Here is a 19,063-nt window from a genome sequence, read left to right as displayed (position 1 = left end):
CGGTAATCGTTTTCAAATACTATCGTCTAATAGCGAGATGACGATGTGTCGCCTTGCTGCGGATACAGCGCCCGGCCCACAAGCTTCGGTACCGCAGCGGCAGGTGAAAGGCGGGCAGCCCCGTCATCGGCAATACCTGAGGAGACTCGGCGTTGGCGTGACCACCCCGGGTGTGCTTGTCCGGGCCCGGATTTATGCACCTCTTGAGGCCAGGTCGGGCGACGGCGAGCCAGGCGGTCGCGGCCATCCAGGAGGTCGTGCGCGCATGCCAGTCCCGCCGGTCGCGGACCTGGTGCGCGTCGAGGCCGCCGGTGTCTCTGGCTTGCTGGAAACATCCCTCGACAGCCCTGCGGGCGCCGACGATGGCACGCCGTCAACTTGTCTTTCCGGGTCCGCAGCAGAGTTGTCGGCAGCTCAGCTCCGTGCTGATGTTGCGTCGGGCGAGCAGCCGTCGCCCGTGCCGCGGATGACTCCGTGGTCCAGCCTGACGCGGCGTCAGCTGGTGTGCCGAGCGGCCGCGGTTGATCTCTTCACCGAGACAGGGAGACGTCTGGTGGTCTGTTAGCTTCGGATCTCAGTGGTCGTCCCAGTGGTCGCCGTGTCGGACGTGTCGGTGTCCTTCGTGCAGGTAGTCAGTGTGATCGCCGTGCGGGATGGCTGGGTGACCGCAGCCGTCGCCATGGACGTGATCGTGGACGTCGGTGTGGGTGAGGTGCTCAGTGGCGCCACACTCTTCCCAGTTTCCCTGCGTCCAGCGGTGGATGTGGCCTTCGTGCACGTAGTCGGTGTGATCGCCATGCCGGAACCCGACGTGGCCGCACTCCTCCCCGTGCTTGTGGTCGTGCTCGGCATGGATCTGATGTAGTGGCATTTGCCAGCTCCTTCGTGCGGCCGCACATGCACACCAGCTCTTCCCATCTTGGTACCGATGTGAGGCGCGGGCATAGCGGCATGCGAGTCTTTAACAGGAGATTCATTGCGACGCAGGTGTTAACTTCCGATGCTGGCCAGGCGCTTCGGGGATTCGCTCACGGTCAGGCCACACGCCGGTTGTTCATCAAGCGCACCTCGGCAGCGCCAGTTCACGCGTGCGTACCACCTGCACGGGCTCGGTCAACTCGCCTGCGATGAGGTGGTGTCCAGCGCGGCGACCAGCGCGGCCGGCCCGGTCGCGATCGGCACCGCAGCGACCAGCCCGATCGTGCCCACTGCCCACAACGCCGTGCACAACACCAAGGCGCGCGTCCCGCGACGGCTGAAGCCCCCGGCTCACCGCGTACCGAGAGCGCTCGAGGGTTAGCGCCCGCCGGCCGCGGGCCGAATCGCGTAACGCGCGGCGGAAGTGCAGCCGCACGCTCTTCGCCTCTTCCAGCGCCTCGGCGGGGCGTCTCCGCGCCGCGAGTGCCCAGGCGAGCGTGGAGGACGCGGTCAGCAGCGTGTGGGCGGCGGATTCCGCGTCGTCGTCGGGCGCCTCCAGAAGGCGGTTCCGCAGCGCCTCCAGGATCGGCTCGAGCAGCGCAATCACGTCGTCCGCTCGGCCGAGGAGCGCCGACGCCCGGGCGCCCAGCAACGATGCCGCCGGCGTCGGCGGCGCCTCCTGGGAGACCTTGGCGGCCTCCTCGAAGCGGCCGCGCGTAGCGATAGCCCGCGATCGTCAGGAGCTCGGGGCCGCTCAGCGAGGCGCCGGTCCGGCGTCGGCGCGCCAGAGGACGGACCAGCCCGCCTGCCTCGGCGAGGCAGCGGCGCGCCCCGGGCCGGTCGCCGTCCCGGCGCCCCCGCGCTGCCGCGCCGAGGCACTCGTGCGCGGTCTGGAGATCGAAGGCGTGCATCTCGTCCCGGGTGACCCGGCCGTGTAAGCGGTGCGCCGCCCATGGATCCACGCACTCGTGATCGTCGCCATCTCCGCGAGGAGCGTGAAGGCTGGCCCGTACTCCTCGCCGTCGAGGACCGCGTCGACAAACCTGAGCGCTCTTCCCGCCGCCGCACCAAGGCGCCCGGCAGTCCGCCTGGCGGACAGGTCCGCCAGGCGGACACTGAGAGGTGTCCGCGAGGCGGTACACCGCCGGTCCGCTTGGCGACACCTACAGTCCGCCAGGCGGACATGCATCTATGGAGAACTCTCCTTCGGAGAGTTCTCTATCCAAAGACCGTCCCGCGCGCAGGGCCCGCCCGGCTCCGGCAGATCCTCGTGGTCTCCGGTCCAATGACGTCAGCGACGGATCCCGAATACCCGACGACTTCCGGATCACCGAAGAGATGCTTGCCTGGGCCCGCGCCAAATACTCCCAAACGTCGGACCAGCCGCCACCGACGCCTTCATCGACTACTGGAAAGCCCAACCCGACCGCGGGGGCTGAGGACCGACTGGGCGGCCACCTGGCGCAACTGGATGCGTCGAGAACAAGTGAGCATCGGACTGCGGCACAGCTTCCGGGGTACACCGGTGCAGACTGTGGTGAAGGCCGTCGCCACACGATCGCGGAGCGCTGAGGAGATGTGCCGCTACCATCGCGGTCACCGTGCCAGGACCTGCGGCCTCTGCCACGCCGAGCGGATCGCGGCTGACCGCCAGGATTAGTCTGCACGGCTCGGACGCATGTGGAGCCGAGTTCCTTAGGAGATGAGCTCCCGAAGAGCTCAGTTCAGAATGAGCGGACGCGGCGGCGTCGATGGGGCCGCGGCTCGGGGCCCTACCACCGCCAGCCGATGCCCAGCAGCCCGCCGGTCATGTCGGCGGCCATCAGATGAACGGCGTGGTGGGAGGAAAGGGCCAGCTCGCCGGTGCGGCGGCGTTCGGCGGCCAGACCGGCCTGGACGAAGCTGTAGCAGGAGACCGGCAGTGCTGAGGGGTGAAAGCGCACCTCCAGCAGGTACTGCGCGACCGCATGGCGGAATCCGTACGCGTGCACGGTGCTGATCTCCGGCGACCGGTCCCGGGTCAGGGTCTCGAAGATCCAGGTGTCCCCGACGTGCAGGGCCTGGCCGAAGAGCAGCTCGGCGACCAGCACCGGAGCCCGGGGGTGGCGCAGCACTCGGCCCACGCGGCAGTTCTCCAGCGCGACTAGCTCGGCGACGGGGGACGAGCCGTCGGTGTCGCCGAAGTGGCGCACGACGTACCGGTCGACGCCGTCGCGCGACGCCCGCACACAGGTGCGCTGCCACAGTGAGGACGATCGGCGCTGGGCGTCGACGCAGACCTTGTCCTGGCGGCTGAGCACCTCGAGATCGACCCGGCGGGAGCCAGGCAGCGCGTCGAGCAGCTCCGCCAGTGCACCGTCGCGCTCTGCCAGCCCGGTTCGCGGCAGTGGGTCAGCGGGGATCTGCAGCAGCGCGGCGAGCGCACCGGGCGGCAGTCGCAGAATCTCGCTGAGCGCCTCGACGGCGAGCGGCGACGACGGACGGCTGCGGCCGTGCTGCCAGTCGCTGAGGGTGGACAGCCCCACCGGGACGCCGCGCGCCCCGAGCCGGACCCGCAGCCGGTCGAGGGTGAGGCCGCGGGCGGCCACGGCGGCACGCAGGGCGCGATGGAAGGGCCCCGTATGCAGGAGCGTGGCGACGTCGCCCGTCACAGCCGAGCATTATAGGCCGGACATCGACCGGCATCGAGCGGCGAAATTTCGGTTCTTCCACAGTCGGGCGATCAGGTATAGAAACTTAACAATTCCCGTCCCCGTCCGGAGGTGCCCATGCGCCTACGTCAGTTCAGCATGCCCCTGCTCGCCGCCGCCCTTGTCGGGCTGACCGCGCCCGCGGCCGGAGCAGCAGGCGGTAACCGGCCTACGCCCGTCGGTCCGCGCATTGTGGGCGGGCAGCCCGCCACGGAGGCGTACCCGTTCGCCGCCTCCCTGCAGAGCCGCGGCGGCGGGCACTTCTGCGGAGCCGCCCTCATCCGCCCGGACTGGCTGCTCACCGCCCGGCACTGCGTACAGGGCGACAGCCCGTCGAACGTGCAGGCCCGGATCGGCTCGATCGACCGCACGTCCGGCGGGACGGTCAAGGTGGCGGTGCGCATCGTGACCCATCCGGCCAGCGCCAGCGACGTGGCGGTCGTGCAGCTGTCGTCGCCCGTGTCGTACCCTCCGGTGGCCATTGCGCCGAGCGTCCCGATCGGTGCGCCGATCCGACTGCTCGGGTGGGGCGCGACCCGCGATCCCAACCCCGGGCCGCCGCCGGCCATCCTCCAGCAGCTCGACACCACGGTGCTGCCGGACAGCCGCTGCGGCACCGGCGGGCCGCAGCTGTGCGTCGGCAACGTCGACGGCTGGCGCGGCGCCTGCTACGGCGACTCCGGCGGGCCGGCCGTCCTGCGCGCCGCCGGCGGCTGGCAACTCGCCGGGACGACCACCGGCGGCACCTCGGCCGTCTGCGGCCAGGGCCCGTCCATCTACATGGACGCGGCCACGCATCGCGGCTGGATCGAATCGGTCGTCGGCGGGAGCGTGCCGCCGCCGACCGATCCACCGCCGGGTGGGAGCTGGGCGCCGTACACCGCGTACGCCGTGGGCGCGGTCGTCACGTACGGCGGCACGGGCTATCGCGCGCTCCAGGCGCACACCTCGGTGCCCGGATGGGAGCCGCCCCACACACCGGCCCTATGGCAGCCACTTTGACCGCACGGGAGCGACAGCCGTGACCGGCGACCGCCGGTCGCGGCCTGGTCGGTTGGCTTGAGCTCCGACCTGGAGGAACGCGCTATCCGAGCCGCCCGACCCGCAGAGAACCTGCCTGTGCCTCAACGGTGGAGCGTGGTGGTGGTCTGCTGCAGTGGGTCAGGTCGTCTCCCCGTCCCGTTGGGCCGGGCAGAGTCTTCGATAGGCGCACCATCGGCGTCGCGGGAGGGTCGCGAGCGCTGACCTGTGATCAGAGGTCGATTGGCGGCCCGGCCGAAGATGGGTGCGGATGCCATCCATTGCCGCATTGCTGCCGCCTACGGCCGGCCCACCGACAATCCACTGTGACCTGCGTTTTCACTCTCGCCAAGGGCTGTACAAGATACAGGCCGGTAATTTGATCACCGCCATACCTGGCGGAGCTGCGTCGCCTTCGATGCCCGGTCGCGTCACCTGACCGGCTGCTGTTACTGAAGCCGATACCGGCGGCTTCCAAGGCTCAGATGAGCGTCGGACCGGTGTCCGGCTCGGCCGGGCAGCCTGATGATCACATCGCGTGACCGCACCCCGTCGGCCGGCGCGCAGGACGGCGGCAGATCAGTGTGCTCGTCACCGGTTCGCTGTCAGCTTGGGATGATGAGCGCATGTCAAGATCGCGGACGAAGGCTCTGCTTGTCGTGGTAACAGCAGCTGCCACTATCGCGGGATGCACGAACGACCCGGCCCCCGGACCGAAACCGTCTGCGTCGCCTCACAATGAGAACCGGCCGTCCCAGGTGCCGTCGGCTACTACCAGCAGCGGCAGACCGCTGGTGCGCTTGGAGCCGCCTCCCGCCGTCGCCGGTGAGTTGTCTCGACGAGTGATCACCCAGAAGGACGGTCACCCTGCCGCCGAGACCACCCTGCGTCGCGACGCGCGTTCCGGACAGCAGTACTGGATGCACGCCGCCTGCACATCGGCGACCTCGGGTAAGACACTGTCAGTCGGGGTGCGCAGCGGCAGGTCCGGCGCTTCTGATGAGGCGCTTGTCACCGCTGAGATCCCCTGCGACGGAACGGTGACGGTGAACGGCTTGGGCACCCTGCCCGCCGAGCAGAGCGTTGTCTTCATGGAAGGGAACCAGTCCGACGTGCCCTGGGGCTACGCCATCATCGCGCCGACGCCATCGCTGCCGGTAGGCAAGTAGGCGTCCGCAGGGCTGCAGGACGCCGCGCGGGATGCGGTCGGCGCCCGGGACAGCCATACAGACGACGTCACCGGTGAACCGCCAATGATGGAACGCGCACCGCATCGTCCCGTCGACGACCTTGCCGTCGGCGAGGCTGGCGCCCAGGTGCGGGCAGGCGCGCGCCATCACCGAGGGCCGGCCGCTGCCGTCCCGCCAGGCGACCAGGCGGCGGCCGAACAGCGTGATCGCCTTCGGCGTGCGCCGCAGCCGGTTCGACGGCAGTGCGACGTACCAGCTCGCCGCCAGGTTGAGGCCACGGTCCGTACGCATGCCGGCCAGTTCGCTTTGCACGGTCATCGCCCCGCACCGCCGAGCGATCCGGCCGGCACGGCCACGAATCGGTTAGGGCTGGCGGTGAGCCGCCTGGTCGAAGCGAGTGACGAAACGGCGTTGCCACGGGGTCTCGACGGCCCGGTGGGAATAGTGCTCGCGGACATAGGCAACCGCCTCCGCGAGGGCCACGCCGTCGAGGACCGCCAGGCAGGACAATGCCGTCCCGGTACGCCCGAAGCCGCCTCCGCAGGCGAGCTCGACCCGTTGCGTCCCGGCCCGCTGGTACGGCGGCTGGGCCAGGTGGTAGTCCTGGTAGAGCTGCCTGACGAAGTTGTCACGCTCCTCGTCGTCCACTCGATGGATTACCGGTTGCGCGACCACCAGCCGGCCGGTCGGCCGCAGGATCCCGGCGATCGCGTGGAGCACGTCGCCGGTGAGGTGGAGGAGCTGTGCCGGACCATCGCTGACGCCGACGCCAAGATCGATCGGTATCACGCGACGCTGGACGCCGGAGGCGACCCCGCGCTCGTCGCTGGCTGGATCAGCGAGACGACCGCAATCAAGAAGGCGGCTCAGGCCCGGCTCGGCCTCACCGAGGCGCCGCCCCAGCCGGATTCGCAGCGACCGGCTCGACACCATCGCGACGCGTTCAACGACTTGTTCCGGCTGCTCCGCGACGCCGACCCCCGAGACAAGGCGGAGCTGTTCAGCCGGATCGGCCTGCGGCTGACCTACCAACCGGGCCCAGAAACAATGATCGCCGAGGTGGTCACCCCGGCGAACGATCGTGTCTTTAGTTGGTGTCCGAGGGGCGATCGACACCACAACCCCACGGGAGCCGCGCCGCGCACCTTGTCCATGGAAGCACTCATTTCAGCCGAGATGAGAACGTCGCTACTGTGGCCCTCCAAGCTGTGTGCTGGTGTCTTCCGCAACGCCGAACGTTGCATCGTCAACACCAGCAATCGCGGCCAAGTCCGCCTCGGGTATGTCCAGGGCGCGAGCGATCTCTCGGATCAGGACGGGGTGCGGATTGTGCCACCCGGTCTGAACCGCATTGATGGTCGACATCGCGCGAGCGGTTCGCATGGCTAGGTCCTTCACTGAGACGCCCCGGTTGTCCATGAGCTTGCGCAGTGCAGCACCGAACGGATGCGGTTCTGGGGTGCCAGCTTCCGCGAGCGCAGGCCCCACGACCGTGTCTGCAATCTTCGCCTGAAACCGCAGCAGCCGGTCACCCTGGAACCGGACACGTCCGAAGAACGGCAACGTCTGTCCCGGGTCGCCACTTAGCGTCCCCGGCACCGAGACCTCGGTGCACCTGTTCATCTGCCGGTCATGATCGCTGGCAATCTCCCGCGGGTGAGCCGGCTCGACGTGGATAACTCGCCAGATACCGTTCCACCACGGAAGTTCGCCTAGCAGGTCGTTAAAGAAGGACGGCAGAACCGCGAGGCCGACCGGTTGCAGCGCTTCTGCCTGCACGATTCCGGGCCAGCAGCGATCGAGAAGTTCTACACCATCGGCGCTGGTACGGGCCACCTCTGCACGCCGGCCGTCGACGAACGAGCGTAAGTCGTCGATGAGAATGATCCTCGCGTCGCCCGGCTCCATCGGACGATGATGCCGGAATGCGCACTGTCACGCATTCGACTTCGAGGCAATCCGGGCGCCGCGCTCTCCTGCCGCCGTCCGTGCGTGCAGAACGTAGGGCGAGCTGATGACCGCGGATGCGCACAACCGCAGTTCCGCCGCGGCTATGTCGAATGGTCCTGGGATCCGAGTTGGTGGGCGGTGTCCTGGTAGTAGGAGGCGAGCTGGATCAACGGCGCGGGCATCCGGGACGTGGTTGACAGGTTCTTGCCTTCCCGGCTCCGGGGCGGCGGGTAGACGGTGATGCCTTGGCCCGGCGGCAGTGTCTGCACCGCCGCCTGCCATCCGGACCAGCGCAACGTGTCGTAGAACCGGGTCAGGGAGCCGGCCAGGATGGCGGACAGCCAGTCTGCGTAGCCCTGTTCCAGGTCCTGCCAGTCGAGGACGTCCGGGCCGAAGTAGTGCACCGTGGGCGCAGCGCCGGGTTGAGCGGGTATCCAGGCGAACTGCCCGCCGAGCACGTCGTAGGCGATGATCAGGCCACGCATGGCGGGATCCGCCGCGGCGGCTCGCCCTCACAGTCGCCCATCTCGACCTCCTCGACGAACACCCGCACCTTGGAGTCGTCGCGCGTCGCCATCAGCGCGGCTTCCTGGTCCTCGGTGAGCGCAAAGAACATCCCGCGGCATGCCATGGCCAGCAGAGTGCGGGAGCGGAAACTTGGCGTTGCCGTGCAGCGGTGAGTGCCGAGCGTCATGGCCCGACGACGACGTTCGCCAGCGGCTCGCCCGCCGCGTGCCGCCGGACCTGGTCGACCAATAGTCGGCGGGCCCGAGACGACAACGCGGCGGTCAGGCCACCTACATGCGGGCTGATCAGGACATTCGGCGCATACCACAGCGGGTGACCGGCGGGCAACGGCTCGGGCTCGGTGACATCCAAGGCGGCGTGTAACCGTCCTCGCTCCAGCTCGGCGAGCAATGCCTCCGTATCCACCACTCGCCCCCGTGACACGTTCACCAGCAGGGCGCCGTCGGCCATCCTGGCCAGGAACTCCGCGTTGACCAGGCCTACAGTTTCCGGGGTCAGCGGTGTGGACAGGATGACTACGTCCGCATGCGGCAGCATGTTCGCGATCTCTGAGATCGGCCGGACGCCGGGACGGGCAGTCCGGGCCACCCGGCTGACCTCCACCTCGAACCCGGCAAGTCGGCGCTCGATCGCGGCGCCGATCGACCCGTAGCCGACGATGAGGATCCGGGCGTCAGCCAGCCCACGCGACCAGCCTGAGTCCCAGCGGCCCTCGTCACCCGCCCGGACGAAGTCCGGCAGTCGACGCCGGGCGGCCAGAGTGAGCGCCACGGCGAGTTCGGCGGTAGCCGCGTCGTGCACGCCTCGGCCGTTAGCCAGGATCAGACCGGGCCGCAGGAACGGCCGGACGTGGTCGTAACCAGCGGTGACTGTTTGCACGACGCTAAGCCGAGGCATCCGGGTGATCGGCTCGCACAGGCGCGGATCGATGATCCCGTACGGAACCGCGTATAGCTCCACATCGTCCACATTTTCTGGGATCGGCTGCGTGCCGTCATACAGCGCGACGTCAAGATCACTGAGGTCCGCCACGGCGTCGGGGTGAGGCAGCAGGTAACGCATCTCGATCATCATGCCTGGGTGAAACCAGATGCACGAGGGCGTGGCGACCGACGTCCGCTCGTCGGCTACTTATGCTGGTGGCCGAGCATGCCGAGGCCCACATCACCTAGGCCAACATCGCCTGGGCCAACATCACCCTGATTACCCGCCGGCTCGCTCGCGCACAACAGCGGTGGCTGCGATGATCGAACGACATCCGCGAGGTCATCCAGCGCGACTACTGCCACGCCGAAGCCCGCGGACTTGAGTGCGACATTCCCGAGCTGCACTTCGGCGACCACAGCTCCGACCTCAGCACGCTCTGCGCACCTCGGCACCCCTGACCCGAACCTCGGCACGCTACGGCTCCCGCGCCCCCGCCGACGTCCGGGAGCCGTTCGCGATGCCGTCACCGTGACGCCAAACCGAACGCCAGCCCCACTCCACCGCCCTCATCTCATGGCACTGACCAGCAGCGTTGCGGATCGAAGGCAGTTTCTCAGGCAGCCAAGAACGGGGGCCCGTCCATGACACGATCAGGCAGCGACTCGCTCCGGCCCCCTGACAGCAGTCGCGTCCAGTAGTCGTCCCACCATGCACGGTCATGACTACTTCCGTCGTAGATTCTGATCAAGGAGACCCAACCATTCGCCCGTCCTCCCGCGTTAGACCGGTGTGAAGATCGAGTCGGGTGACGAGCGGGCGGAGTTCGTCGCCTTCGTCCAGGCCTGCCAGCATCGGCTGCTTCGCTCGGCCTATCTGGTGTGCGGTGACCACCACCTGGCCGAGGATCTGCTTCAGGGTGCGCTGGTGAAGCTGGCGCTGCGATGGCGGCAGGTCCGCGACGGTGACCCTGCGGCGTTCCTGCGCACGGTCATGTACCGCGACGCGGTGTCGTGGTGGCGGCGGTGGCGGCGGGAGAACCTGGCCGCGCAGGTGCCCGAGCCGGCACCACGGGACCGGGCGGCAGACGAGGTGCCGGTCCGGCTGGCGCTCGAGCAGGCGCTGTTCCGGTTGGCTCCGCGCCAGCGCGCGGTGCTGGTGCTGCGCTACTTCGACGATCTCACTGAGGCCCGCACCGCGGAGGTCCTGGGCGTCACGATCGGCACCGTGAAGAGCCAGGCGAACGCGGCGCTGAGCCGGCTGCGCGAACTGGCACCAGAGTTGGGCGAAATCATGCAGACGGGACGGGAGAACTGACGATGGGAGAGAACCGACTCGCGGAACTGTTGCAGGAGGCCGCGTCCGGAATCGCGGCGCCGTCGCTCGCCGAGGCTGCCTGGGCGCGGGCCCGGCGGGTGCGCCGCCGCCGGTACGCGACCATCTGCGCCAGCGCCGCCGCCGTGCTCGCAGTCACGGCCGGCTTAGTGCTGCCACTCGGCGGCCGCGGCCTGCCGAACCCCCCGACGACGACGCCCCCGGCGCAGCAGCCGGTGGCCCACCTCATGCCCGGCACACTGCCCCGCCGCGGGATCGCCCCACTGCCGGACAACAGCACCGGCATGGCCCCGCGGGACGCGCCCAAGCTTTCCGAACATCCCCTCGATCGGGCGGTCGCCGTGGTGCAGCCGTACGCGCCGGAGGGCAGCAGCGCCCTGCAACCGGTGTACGCCCTCGGCACCGACGGCACCTGGGTCCGCGTGGACGTGGTCGACCTGGTCCTCTCCAACGACGCGCAGGGCAACCACGGCGTCCCGCTGACCGGCTCCGCCCTGTCACCGGACCGGCGCCGGATCGCCCTGCCCCAACCCGACGCGCTGGTGGTCGTCGACCTGACCACGGCAAAAGCCCATCGCATCGCGGTGCGCGGCTTCAACGAGCAGGTGCTGTGGTGGGGCAACCGAACCGTGCTGGTGGGCCAGGGCGGTCCGGGTGCGGTCGCCGTCGACTGGGCCGCGGGCACCGCCACCCCGACCACCACCGGCCTGTCCACCTGGGACAGCGCCGGGCCGGCGACAGAAGGCGCGCCGGTGGTGGAGTTGACCGCAGCGGACCCCAAGGAGGGCCAGCGGCCTCGCCTCGGCGTCCGGCAGTGGCGGCTGGGCGAACCGGCACCGGTCAGCGACGTGCCGGTCGACGACACCGGGCTGGGCCCACAGCACGGGGTGCTGGGGTGGAACGGCCCCGCCATCAGCGACGGCGCCGAGCGGGCCGTGCGGGCCGGCTGGGGCATCAGCGGCACGTTCCACGGGGTCGAGATGATGGCGGTGGTGAACACCCGCACCGGCGTGGTCGAACGGATGCTGGACCTCGGCCGGGACCGGTACAAGGGGTGCTGCCGTCCGCTCGACTGGGTCGACCGGGACACCATCCTGGCGCAGACCGACAAGGAGGGCCTGATCGCCTGGGACCTGCGCACCGGCGCCGTCACCCAGGTGATCGCAGGTTCCCTGTCAGCCGCCGTGGCGGTGCGCCTGCACAACGGCTCATGATCTCCGCACACCAGGGGTTTTGGTAACGCCTCTGCGATGAGCTTGACGTTTAACCTCCACGACAGCTGACTGCGTTCAGGGCTCAGCCGGTCGCGGCATGTTCTGCAGCGACCGGCCGCCTCGAAGGCCGCTTCTACGGACCGGGCTGTCCTGGCCGGAGTCGCAGCGGTTGATTGAGCGAGGGAATCTCGGGTCAGATGCTCAGCGTCTTGTTTCTGCCACACCTACGGCCGCGGCAAGGACGAACACCGCATGATCCCGGGCTGGCCGTACTCGATCGTCGCCGCCCTGGAGACCGGACGCACCCCCTGGACCGCCCTGCTCGACGCGAAGCACGACGGCGAGTTCGTCTTCGGCGACCCCGCCACCTGGGACGTCGAGCACGCGGTCACGGTTACCGCCACCCGCCGCTACGGCCAAGTGAAGGCGCAGGCCTGGGACCGGCTGCACCCGCGACTGACCCGCCGAGCGGCCTGGACCGACCACGACCAGACGCTGCCGATCATCGCCGGCACGGTCCTTCGGCTGACCGTCGATCACCTGCCCAGCCGCGGCGAGCCGAAGCCGCTCTGGCTGTGGTGGTCCAAGGTCGACGTCACCGCCGGCGATGTCGACCGTTGCTGGCAGGCGTTCCTGCGCCGCTTCGACATCGAGCACACCTTCCGCCTGCTCAAACAGACCCTCGGCTGGACCGCCCCGCAGCGCCGGTGGTGGCCTGCAACGCCTGTTAGGAGCGGTCATGCCAGCTCGGGGAAGGCCGCTCGGACCCGCCCCAGGGCTGGAGTTGCCCCTGTCCCGGTGACGAGCGCGACCAGGACCTCGCAGACGGTGCCGAGCGTGTCTCCGCCCGCCGCCGCGTTGCACAGCGTTTCGATGGCGTAATGCCGCGCCATGGCGCGCTGGTCGATGTCCGGTGGCATGCCGAGGGGCGGGAGTGCCTGGGCCAGCTGCCAACTGTTCGGTAGGGGCTTTCCCTCGCGGATCGCGGCTAGGGCGGCTGCGACGCCGACCTCGTCCCGCATGCCGACTCCGCTGAGCTGCTGTTCCAGGGCCCAGACGGTAACGGCACGCCGTACGGTGTCGTCGGCGTCGGCGAGGGCTTCGACCAACGCGGAGTCGAGCTGCCATAGCGTGGCCGCACCCCAGCCCGCGGCCTGCAAGCGGGGGTCGTCGGGTATCTGCCCGTCCCACATGTTGTCGAGTTCGTCCTCGGCCTCCGCGGCCTCGTATTCTGCGCGGTGCTGGCGCAGCTCGGCGACGCGGGTGGCGAGATCGTCGGCGGTCCAGGCCGGTTCCGGGCCTTCCTCGTGCCAGTAGGCGGCGGCCGGGCCGCTCTGGCGGACGATGCGGTCCTGACCGGTCGCGGGCCAGAGTTGCAGCAGGTAGTCGTCGGGCCCGGCGCCGTCCACCGCTGTATCGACGTCGCGGCCGCGGGCGAAGTCGTACGCGCAGTAGCGGGCCCAGTAGACGCCCGGGGGCAGGTCCACCGGTCCTTCAGACGAGTCGAATCCGGTCAGCATCAGGTCGTCGGCCCAGGACGTGTAGCTGACTTCCACGATGTCCTGCCAGCGGTCGCCGAGTTCCGGCTCGTCGCTGTGCAGTTCGATGCGAACGCGGACTTCGCCGGTGTGCAGGCCGGTCTTCATGTGCAGGACGCCTGGGACGGAGGCGCCGCACAGGCCGTTCACCTGTCCTCGGTAGGCGTCCTCGCTGTCGTGGTGCTCGTCGGCCTGTCCGAGGGTCAGGAAGCCGTAGTGCACGTGAATCGGAGTGTCCAGCAGCACCTCTACCAGCACGATGTCCCCCGTTCGACCGTCACCTCAGCCGATCATGACAGGAGAGTGCGGCGGCTATCGGGGAGACGGCGACTTGCCCTCCTGCTTTCGAGCAATTGCAGCAGCGGCACCGCCACGCGCCGGGTCGTGTCCAGGGCGCGGCGGGCTTCGCTGAGGGTGAACGGCTGGGCGAGTCCGGCCAGCGTCGAGCTGCGCCCACCGGCCGTGCCCGTCGGGGTCGCCGGGAATCGGGCTGGTGTCGCGGGGCGCGGGAGGTCGGGGCCGGCGGTGCGCCGTCTGGTTCTCTCACCGGAGTTCAACATCGACGTTGGTGCAGGCGGTGTCGAGTGCGGCGAGCAGCGCGAGTGTGGCGGTGCCCATGGCGTCCTCGACGAGCGGCTGTTGCCGCAGATGCGACACCCGCAGCGCGGCGTGAAGCTGATCGCTGCCGGGCAGTGGAAGCCAGGCAGCACGGCTACCGCGACATCCTCATCGTGCTGGACGCCGGCCTGGATGTTGAGCCCGCCGCGCCGTCGTGCGACAGTCCGGTGGCGGGTCCGTGGCGGGTCTCGCACTCGTTAGACTCCGCCGGGTGATCGTGCGGATGGCCAGCGTGGCGGATGTGGCAGCGCTGGCGGAGCTGCAAGACATCGAACCGGAAAGGCTCGTGGCGTTCGCCGACTGGGTGGTCACCCATGCGGAGACACATCTGCCGTTCGTTGCCGAGGTCGATGGGTATGTGGTCGGCGCCGCCTGGCTGCTCGTCGCGGAACGGGTGCCCCGTAACGACTCGCTGGACCGGCGCTACGGCGACGTCCAGTCGGTCATGGTCCGCGAGGAGTACCGCAACCAGGGCATCGGCGCCGCGGTGATGGCCGCGATCCTTGCCGAGGCCCGGGCTAGGGACCTGGCGCATGTGACCGTGCACTCCGGCCGTCGCGCGGTCGACTTCTACCTGCGCAGCGGCTTCAGTCAGCACCGCCAGCTCCTGCTCTGGGAGCCGGGCGGCCCCTGACGTGCGCCTGGCCGGTATCCCGGACCAGGACCAGGTGGCAGTCGGCAAGCGCGTCCGCCGTCGGCATCAGGTATCGGTGGTACATCGCGAGGCCGTGCAGCATCGCCATGGACACGGCGGGTAGGACGGTCACACCTTGTCCAGCCAGTATCGACGATCTTTGTTGATGTCGCCGATCCAGAAGTACAGCCGCACGGCGCGGTCGTCCTTCGATACGTACAAAGGGAACAAACTACCCCTGTCGATCCGGATGTTCTGAGATGTGTAGGTAGAGCGTGGTTCGAGGCTCCATTTTCCGGCCCCGGTCCACGGATGGGACCACGGTCCGGCCGGGTCGGGAAAGTCGATGTCGTCCAACTGGACGGGCAGCTCGGTCATGCCGCAGGTCTGGTCGGCATGCAGCACAAGTCTCGCTCCATCGGCTCCCCGCCACTCGCCGACGAGCTCCTGCGCGGTGGCCTGCGGTTCGGGCGGGTCGCTGACCCAGTCCCGTAGCCCGGCCACACCGCCCCAGAGCACCGCGGTCAGCGCGATGACCAGAGCGACCACGACGAGTCCGACTCGACACAGACGCCGGCTGGCGGAGGTCTCCGGCTGCGCGGGACCGCTCGCGGCAGCGTCGTCGAACAGCCACGCGGGAATCGAACTCGCCGTGTTCATGATCAGAACCTAGAAGGAGCCGGCGGCGCGGCGCGATCCCGTACACCGAACTTTCACAGGCCTCCAGCGATACCTTCACGAGCCCATCTGAGGAGCGCGGCACAGAGCTGGCCGGCCCCGCAGCGCCGTGACTATCCTCGCAGCGTGCTCGTACGTACCCGCTGGACTGTGCCGCACTCGCCGACAGTGCTCTGGCCGCTACTCTGTGACTCACGGCTGGAGCTGCAGCCGCGGTGCCCCGTGTTCTATCTGGGCACACCGCGGCCCTCGAGCTGTCGCCTGCCGGAAGGCCCGGGTGAGATCGGCGCTGCCCGTCAGTGTGTCTCGGAGCAGGGCGTGGTGTGGCAGCGCATCACGACCTGGGAGCCACCGACCCGGCTCGCGTTCGAGATGGAGTCGACCGACCTCGGCTTCCACCGCTTCGTCGACACCCTCGCGGACGTGTTCGAGCTCGAGGCCGGGGACGCCGGCACGCGCATCACCAGGACCACGACCGTCACGGTGGGAGGGCACGCCGCGGCCGTTCTCTACCCGGCGTTGTGGGTCGGGCTGAAGTCGGTCCACCGTTTCGTGTTCCGCAACTGGGAGCGCATGGCGTCACGGCCGCAGGAGACAGCCGCCTGACCTCCGGACGAGATTCGACCCGGAAGCTCGGGAAGAGCTCCCGGGCGGTGATGCCGTGATGGCACTCAACCAGGCCAAACCTGTACCGGCCGCGCATACGGCGCCGCGTGCCGTCTCGCCGAAAGTGTTCGTCAACGTCGTCGGTACGGCCTACCGTCGTCGGATGACCTTCCCTGCTCGTCCGCCATTACCGCCGGATGTCGACCCCGGTCTGTGGTTCGACACCGAGCAATGCGGCCGGCACTATCTTGTCGACGGCAATGCACACACGTTTCCCGGGCGCATGCTCGCCTACTGTGCCGAGCGTGGCATCCGTACCCGGGTGTCGAAGGGTGAGATCGGCGACTGCTCCGAGCAGACCCGGTACTTCGTACGCGGGTTCCTGTCCGGCAATGAGCCGGCCCCACCGGAGTCTGACAGCGGCACCGAAGCGGCCTTTCTCGCCTGGAGCGATACGGCCGTTCGCTTCCGGGACACCGGGTACTGGGGCGACGTCGATGTCGATGCGAACGCCGACGCGGCGGGTGATGTCGGTACCGATCGATCGGAAGACACCGATGCGGATACCGACGGTGGCGGTGTCACCGACGCCGAGGCGGAGGCGTTCGCGCACTTGTCGCAGACGTCGATGCGAGAGCAGGAGACGGTACGGGTGGCACTGGTCGTCGACGTGCCGAACAGCGACGCGGACCACGCCATTGAGGTGGCCGCGACACTCGCCGAACGGGTCGGCAGGCGGACCTGCGATGGCACCGGTCCTGTCGAGGTCGGCCCGCCGGTGTCGTTCACGCGGGTGTACGCACTGGTCGGTGTCACTGGACACCGTCCGTGGGTGGCGGTGCAGACGGCTATGACAGCACTTGGTCGCAGCGGCTGGGCTCCCGCGACCGCGGTCGAAGGGGAGCAATACGTGACCGCCGAGTTCAGGGCGGATCGCGAGCTCAACCGAGGTCTCGACGCGCTTGGAGTGAGCGCGGTGGAAATCCACGCCGGCTATGGACTGGGACACGACCCGTCGCGCACACCGGGCACTTGGCGGCAGGGCAACTGACGACCGAGGTCAGCACTGCGCAGCGCCACCTTCGCTTCCGCAAAGTATGTTCGGGCAACTTCGGGTCGAAAGATGCACTTACCGGCGGCTGATGCGCGACCGGCTGGTCAGTGTTGCCGTGAGGCGCTGCCACCACCGCTGCCGTGGCGGCGCAGCCGTCGACGGTGCCGTCACCACGGGTAGCTAATGGCACAGGCTCGGAGGCATCTAACAGCCACCCGGATCTGCCGCGGACAGCGCTCGCTTGAGCGCGAGCCCGAACTATCCGTCAGTTGTGCTGCGATGACGGGCCAGTTCGAGCTGGATGAACGCGGTGATCATCGCTCGCCAGATCGTCTCGGCCACGGCGGCATCCAGTCCAGCGGCTATGGCCTTCGCACGGACAGCGGTGACAACCCGTTCGACACGATCGGGCGCGCGCACGGCGTGCTCATCGTTCTTGAAGCCGGCCGCGGCCTCGACGAGCTTTTGGCGGCGGGCCAGCAGTGCGACGAGTTCGGTGTCGAGGTCGTCGATGCGGGAGCGGACGTCATCGAGGGACTGGAGTTCGGACATGTGGCTCATGATCCTTCATGCGATCAACGTCAACAGCAGCAGCTGCTGCTGAGCCCGCCTCCGGCGAGGTGGGTGACTGACGTTGAGCAGGCCATCGTCTTGAACCACGGTGTGTGAACTGGGTGCGGCCGGCGAGTCGAACACGCTCGCCGGGCAGCGGACGTCGGATGTCGGCGTCCATGCGCTCGGCCTCGGTCCGCAGTACGCCGTCGAGTACCTGGAGGCCCCAGTCGTTAAGGAGGCCGTCGTGGATGGCGTAGGCACGTCGGGGCGCCATCCGGCGTAGATAGTCGATCATGTCTGGGATGGTCATCCATGGTGCCTGGCCGGGTATGAGCAGTGTCGGCGCGTCCGTCATGGTCAGTGCGTCACCCGGGTGGAAGACCTCGTCGTCGACCAGGAAGCCGACGTTGTCCACAGGTGGGACGTCCGGGTGGCTGCGGTGGTGCTTCTCGCCGACCGCCCGTAACTGGAAGCCGGCCACCTGCACCACGTCGCCGTCGCGGACCACGCGAACCTGGTCGCCTGGATCGGTCAGGTGCCGACACCCAATACAGCAGGCGGTTGGCTCTTCCCTGAGGTTGTGCGGCGGCCGAGTAGCATCCGGGTGGTGCCGGCGACCATTCCCTCACATCAGGCGGCTGTCCTGCCGCTGAAGGTACGCTTCCCGAGCCGTTTCGACGGCGTGGCGCTGGTGATCGGGTCGGCTGCGCCGGACATCGGCTACGTCCTCGCCGGGATCGCCGAGCCGTCGTCGCACGCGTGGCACTCGCTGATCTGGTTCCATCTGCCCGTCGTCGTCGCGCTGACGTGGGTGGTGCGTCGCGCGGCGCCGACCGTCGCGGCGCACCTGCCCGGCAGCCTGCGCGACTACGGCGTGCTCGGCACGGTGCGGCATCCCTTGGCGGTGACGGCGTACTCGGTGGTGCTCGGTGCGCTGACCCACCAGTTATGGGATGCCCTCACTCATCCGTACGTGCTGTTCCTGAGCCCGTCGTCGTATCTGCCGGCGATGCACGCGACGGCTTTCGGGGCCCTGCCCTGGTGGCGGGTCGTGCACCTGCTGTCGGAACTCGTTGGCATGGTGGTCACCGTGGCCTTTGTCGTCCACGTCGGTCGGCGCCGGCTGCTGGTCGCATGGCACGGACCGGCTCCCGCTCTCGCGACCCGACCGTTCGTGTTCTGGCCGGCGGCCGTGCTGTCCAGCGTGGCTCTTGCCGTCGGATCGACACAGTTACCGGGCAACGACATCGGTATCTGGGTCGTCGGGGCTCGTTGGCTGGGCGCAGTGGTCCTCGGTCTGCTGCTCGCCGCCGCCGTCACCCGGGCAGCCTGGACACGTGACAGCGCCCGAGCCGCACCGCCAGGCCGAGGCACGTGAACATGGTGCCGGCAGACAGGGCCACGTCGGGCCGGTGCCGACGAAGTTGACAGGGCGGCGCCGCCCAACCGCGATGGAGCCGTAACCGATTCCCACGGCCGAGCTGGCCGCACTCATCGGCATACCTTCGATGGCTCAGGTGGCGAGCGCAACTGGGGGTGCACGGGCTCTACGTCTGACAGAACTCAGCTCCATCCAATCCGCGCCGGCCTTGCGAGAGGTAGTGCTGAGCC

Annotated in this window: 20 protein-coding genes and 3 pseudogenes; 10 read left to right on the top strand and 13 right to left on the bottom strand. The window is 68.9% G+C overall.

Annotated elements, in window-relative coordinates; translation table 11 throughout:
* Positions 1-598 precede the first annotated feature (598 nt).
* Complete coding sequence (locus EDD30_RS39785; RefSeq protein ID WP_211277760.1) at positions 599-865, top strand: hypothetical protein; 267 nt, start codon at positions 599-601, stop codon at positions 863-865.
* Between the two features lie 192 nt (positions 866-1,057).
* On the opposite strand, the gene EDD30_RS05080 is transcribed toward EDD30_RS39785, so the two are convergent.
* Both EDD30_RS05080 and EDD30_RS05075 read right to left on the bottom strand, forming a co-directional pair.
* A complete protein-coding gene (locus EDD30_RS05080) occupies positions 1,058-1,525 on the bottom strand; it encodes a hypothetical protein (protein WP_143162646.1) in 468 nt (155 codons plus the stop codon).
* Positions 1,526-2,690: 1,165 nt separating this feature from the next.
* Positions 2,691-3,569 carry a hypothetical protein gene (locus EDD30_RS05075; protein WP_071810307.1) on the bottom strand — a complete coding sequence of 293 codons (879 nt, stop codon included), beginning with the start codon at positions 3,567-3,569 and terminating at the stop codon, positions 2,691-2,693.
* Between the two features lie 117 nt (positions 3,570-3,686).
* On the opposite strand from EDD30_RS05075, the gene EDD30_RS05070 reads away from it, so the two are divergent.
* Both EDD30_RS05070 and EDD30_RS40370 read left to right on the top strand, forming a co-directional pair.
* Positions 3,687-4,610 (top strand): trypsin-like serine protease, encoded by a 924-nt coding sequence (locus EDD30_RS05070; RefSeq protein WP_123678080.1) that lies wholly within the window; start codon positions 3,687-3,689, stop codon positions 4,608-4,610.
* 860 nt (positions 4,611-5,470) lie between these two features.
* A complete protein-coding gene (locus tag EDD30_RS40370) occupies positions 5,471-5,797 on the top strand; it encodes a hypothetical protein (RefSeq protein ID WP_244945124.1) in 327 nt (108 codons plus the stop codon).
* 39 nt (positions 5,798-5,836) lie between these two features.
* Here the strand turns inward: EDD30_RS40370 and EDD30_RS41950 are convergent.
* From EDD30_RS41950 to EDD30_RS05040, 6 genes and pseudogenes are all read right to left on the bottom strand, one after another.
* Positions 5,837-6,109: pseudogene (locus tag EDD30_RS41950) on the bottom strand (Rieske 2Fe-2S domain-containing protein); the annotation flags it as partial.
* Between the two features lie 72 nt (positions 6,110-6,181).
* Positions 6,182-6,391, bottom strand: a pseudogene (locus EDD30_RS05060) (protein-tyrosine phosphatase family protein); the annotation flags it as partial.
* 615 nt (positions 6,392-7,006) lie between these two features.
* Positions 7,007-7,441: a helix-turn-helix domain-containing protein gene (locus tag EDD30_RS41385; RefSeq protein WP_280526215.1), complete on the bottom strand. Its 435-nt coding sequence runs from the start codon at positions 7,439-7,441 to the stop codon at positions 7,007-7,009.
* 428 nt (positions 7,442-7,869) lie between these two features.
* Positions 7,870-8,253 carry a DUF2625 family protein gene (locus EDD30_RS05050; RefSeq protein ID WP_071807350.1) on the bottom strand — a complete coding sequence of 128 codons (384 nt, stop codon included), beginning with the start codon at positions 8,251-8,253 and terminating at the stop codon, positions 7,870-7,872.
* Positions 8,241-8,399, bottom strand: a complete 159-nt coding sequence (locus tag EDD30_RS38765; RefSeq protein WP_170047462.1) for a hypothetical protein — start codon at positions 8,397-8,399, stop codon at positions 8,241-8,243. The genes EDD30_RS05050 and EDD30_RS38765 overlap by 13 nt, the downstream gene beginning before the upstream one ends.
* Before the next feature lie 59 nt (positions 8,400-8,458).
* Complete coding sequence (locus EDD30_RS05040; RefSeq protein ID WP_084556696.1) at positions 8,459-9,358, bottom strand: 2-hydroxyacid dehydrogenase; 900 nt, start codon at positions 9,356-9,358, stop codon at positions 8,459-8,461.
* Positions 9,359-10,018: 660 nt separating this feature from the next.
* On the opposite strand from EDD30_RS05040, the gene EDD30_RS05035 reads away from it, so the two are divergent.
* The 3 genes and pseudogenes from EDD30_RS05035 to EDD30_RS05025 all read left to right on the top strand — a co-directional run.
* Positions 10,019-10,537, top strand: coding sequence for a SigE family RNA polymerase sigma factor (locus EDD30_RS05035; protein ID WP_071807354.1), 519 nt, complete (start codon positions 10,019-10,021; stop codon positions 10,535-10,537).
* A gap of 2 nt (positions 10,538-10,539) precedes the next feature.
* The gene (locus tag EDD30_RS05030) at positions 10,540-11,769 is read left to right on the top strand and encodes a hypothetical protein (protein WP_071807347.1); all 1,230 of its coding nucleotides are present in this window, start codon (positions 10,540-10,542) and stop codon (positions 11,767-11,769) included.
* 213 nt (positions 11,770-11,982) lie between these two features.
* A pseudogene (locus EDD30_RS05025) lies at positions 11,983-12,477 on the top strand (NF041680 family putative transposase); the annotation flags it as partial.
* Between the two features lie 29 nt (positions 12,478-12,506).
* Here the strand turns inward: EDD30_RS05025 and EDD30_RS41755 are convergent.
* A complete protein-coding gene (locus EDD30_RS41755) occupies positions 12,507-13,565 on the bottom strand; it encodes a hypothetical protein (RefSeq protein ID WP_071807346.1) in 1,059 nt (352 codons plus the stop codon).
* 32 nt (positions 13,566-13,597) lie between these two features.
* On the bottom strand, positions 13,598-13,867 hold the full coding sequence (locus tag EDD30_RS05015; protein ID WP_084556690.1) for a SelB domain-containing protein: 270 nt from the start codon (positions 13,865-13,867) through the stop codon (positions 13,598-13,600).
* Positions 13,868-14,136: 269 nt separating this feature from the next.
* Between EDD30_RS05015 and EDD30_RS05010 the strand changes: the two genes are divergently transcribed.
* On the top strand, positions 14,137-14,559 hold the full coding sequence (locus tag EDD30_RS05010) for a GNAT family N-acetyltransferase (protein ID WP_244945122.1): 423 nt from the start codon (positions 14,137-14,139) through the stop codon (positions 14,557-14,559).
* Between the two features lie 129 nt (positions 14,560-14,688).
* Here EDD30_RS05010 and EDD30_RS05005 read toward each other — a convergent pair whose 3' ends face one another.
* Entirely contained in the window at positions 14,689-15,219 is a 531-nt protein-coding gene (locus EDD30_RS05005) for a hypothetical protein (protein WP_071807345.1), read from the bottom strand.
* 336 nt (positions 15,220-15,555) lie between these two features.
* Between EDD30_RS05005 and EDD30_RS40360 the strand changes: the two genes are divergently transcribed.
* Both EDD30_RS40360 and EDD30_RS04995 read left to right on the top strand, forming a co-directional pair.
* Positions 15,556-15,843, top strand: coding sequence for a hypothetical protein (locus tag EDD30_RS40360; protein WP_084556688.1), 288 nt, complete (start codon positions 15,556-15,558; stop codon positions 15,841-15,843).
* Between the two features lie 163 nt (positions 15,844-16,006).
* The gene (locus tag EDD30_RS04995) at positions 16,007-16,894 is read left to right on the top strand and encodes a hypothetical protein (protein ID WP_071807352.1); all 888 of its coding nucleotides are present in this window, start codon (positions 16,007-16,009) and stop codon (positions 16,892-16,894) included.
* A 261-nt stretch (positions 16,895-17,155) separates the two neighbouring features.
* Here EDD30_RS04995 and EDD30_RS04990 read toward each other — a convergent pair whose 3' ends face one another.
* Positions 17,156-17,449, bottom strand: coding sequence for a chorismate mutase (locus tag EDD30_RS04990; protein ID WP_211277885.1), 294 nt, complete (start codon positions 17,447-17,449; stop codon positions 17,156-17,158).
* On the bottom strand, positions 17,424-17,987 hold the full coding sequence (locus EDD30_RS04985) for an MBL fold metallo-hydrolase (RefSeq protein ID WP_280526214.1): 564 nt from the start codon (positions 17,985-17,987) through the stop codon (positions 17,424-17,426). Before EDD30_RS04985 ends, EDD30_RS04990 begins: the two co-directional genes overlap by 26 nt.
* A 72-nt stretch (positions 17,988-18,059) precedes the next feature.
* Here EDD30_RS04985 and EDD30_RS04980 point away from each other — a divergent pair, with 72 nt between their 5' ends.
* The gene (locus tag EDD30_RS04980) at positions 18,060-18,830 is read left to right on the top strand and encodes a DUF4184 family protein (protein WP_170047179.1); all 771 of its coding nucleotides are present in this window, start codon (positions 18,060-18,062) and stop codon (positions 18,828-18,830) included.
* Positions 18,831-19,063: the final 233 nt, after the last annotated feature.

The organism is Couchioplanes caeruleus (genome assembly GCF_003751945.1).
GTDB lineage: Bacteria > Actinomycetota > Actinomycetes > Mycobacteriales > Micromonosporaceae > Actinoplanes > Actinoplanes caeruleus.
This window is presented reverse-complemented; position numbering and strand designations above follow the sequence as displayed.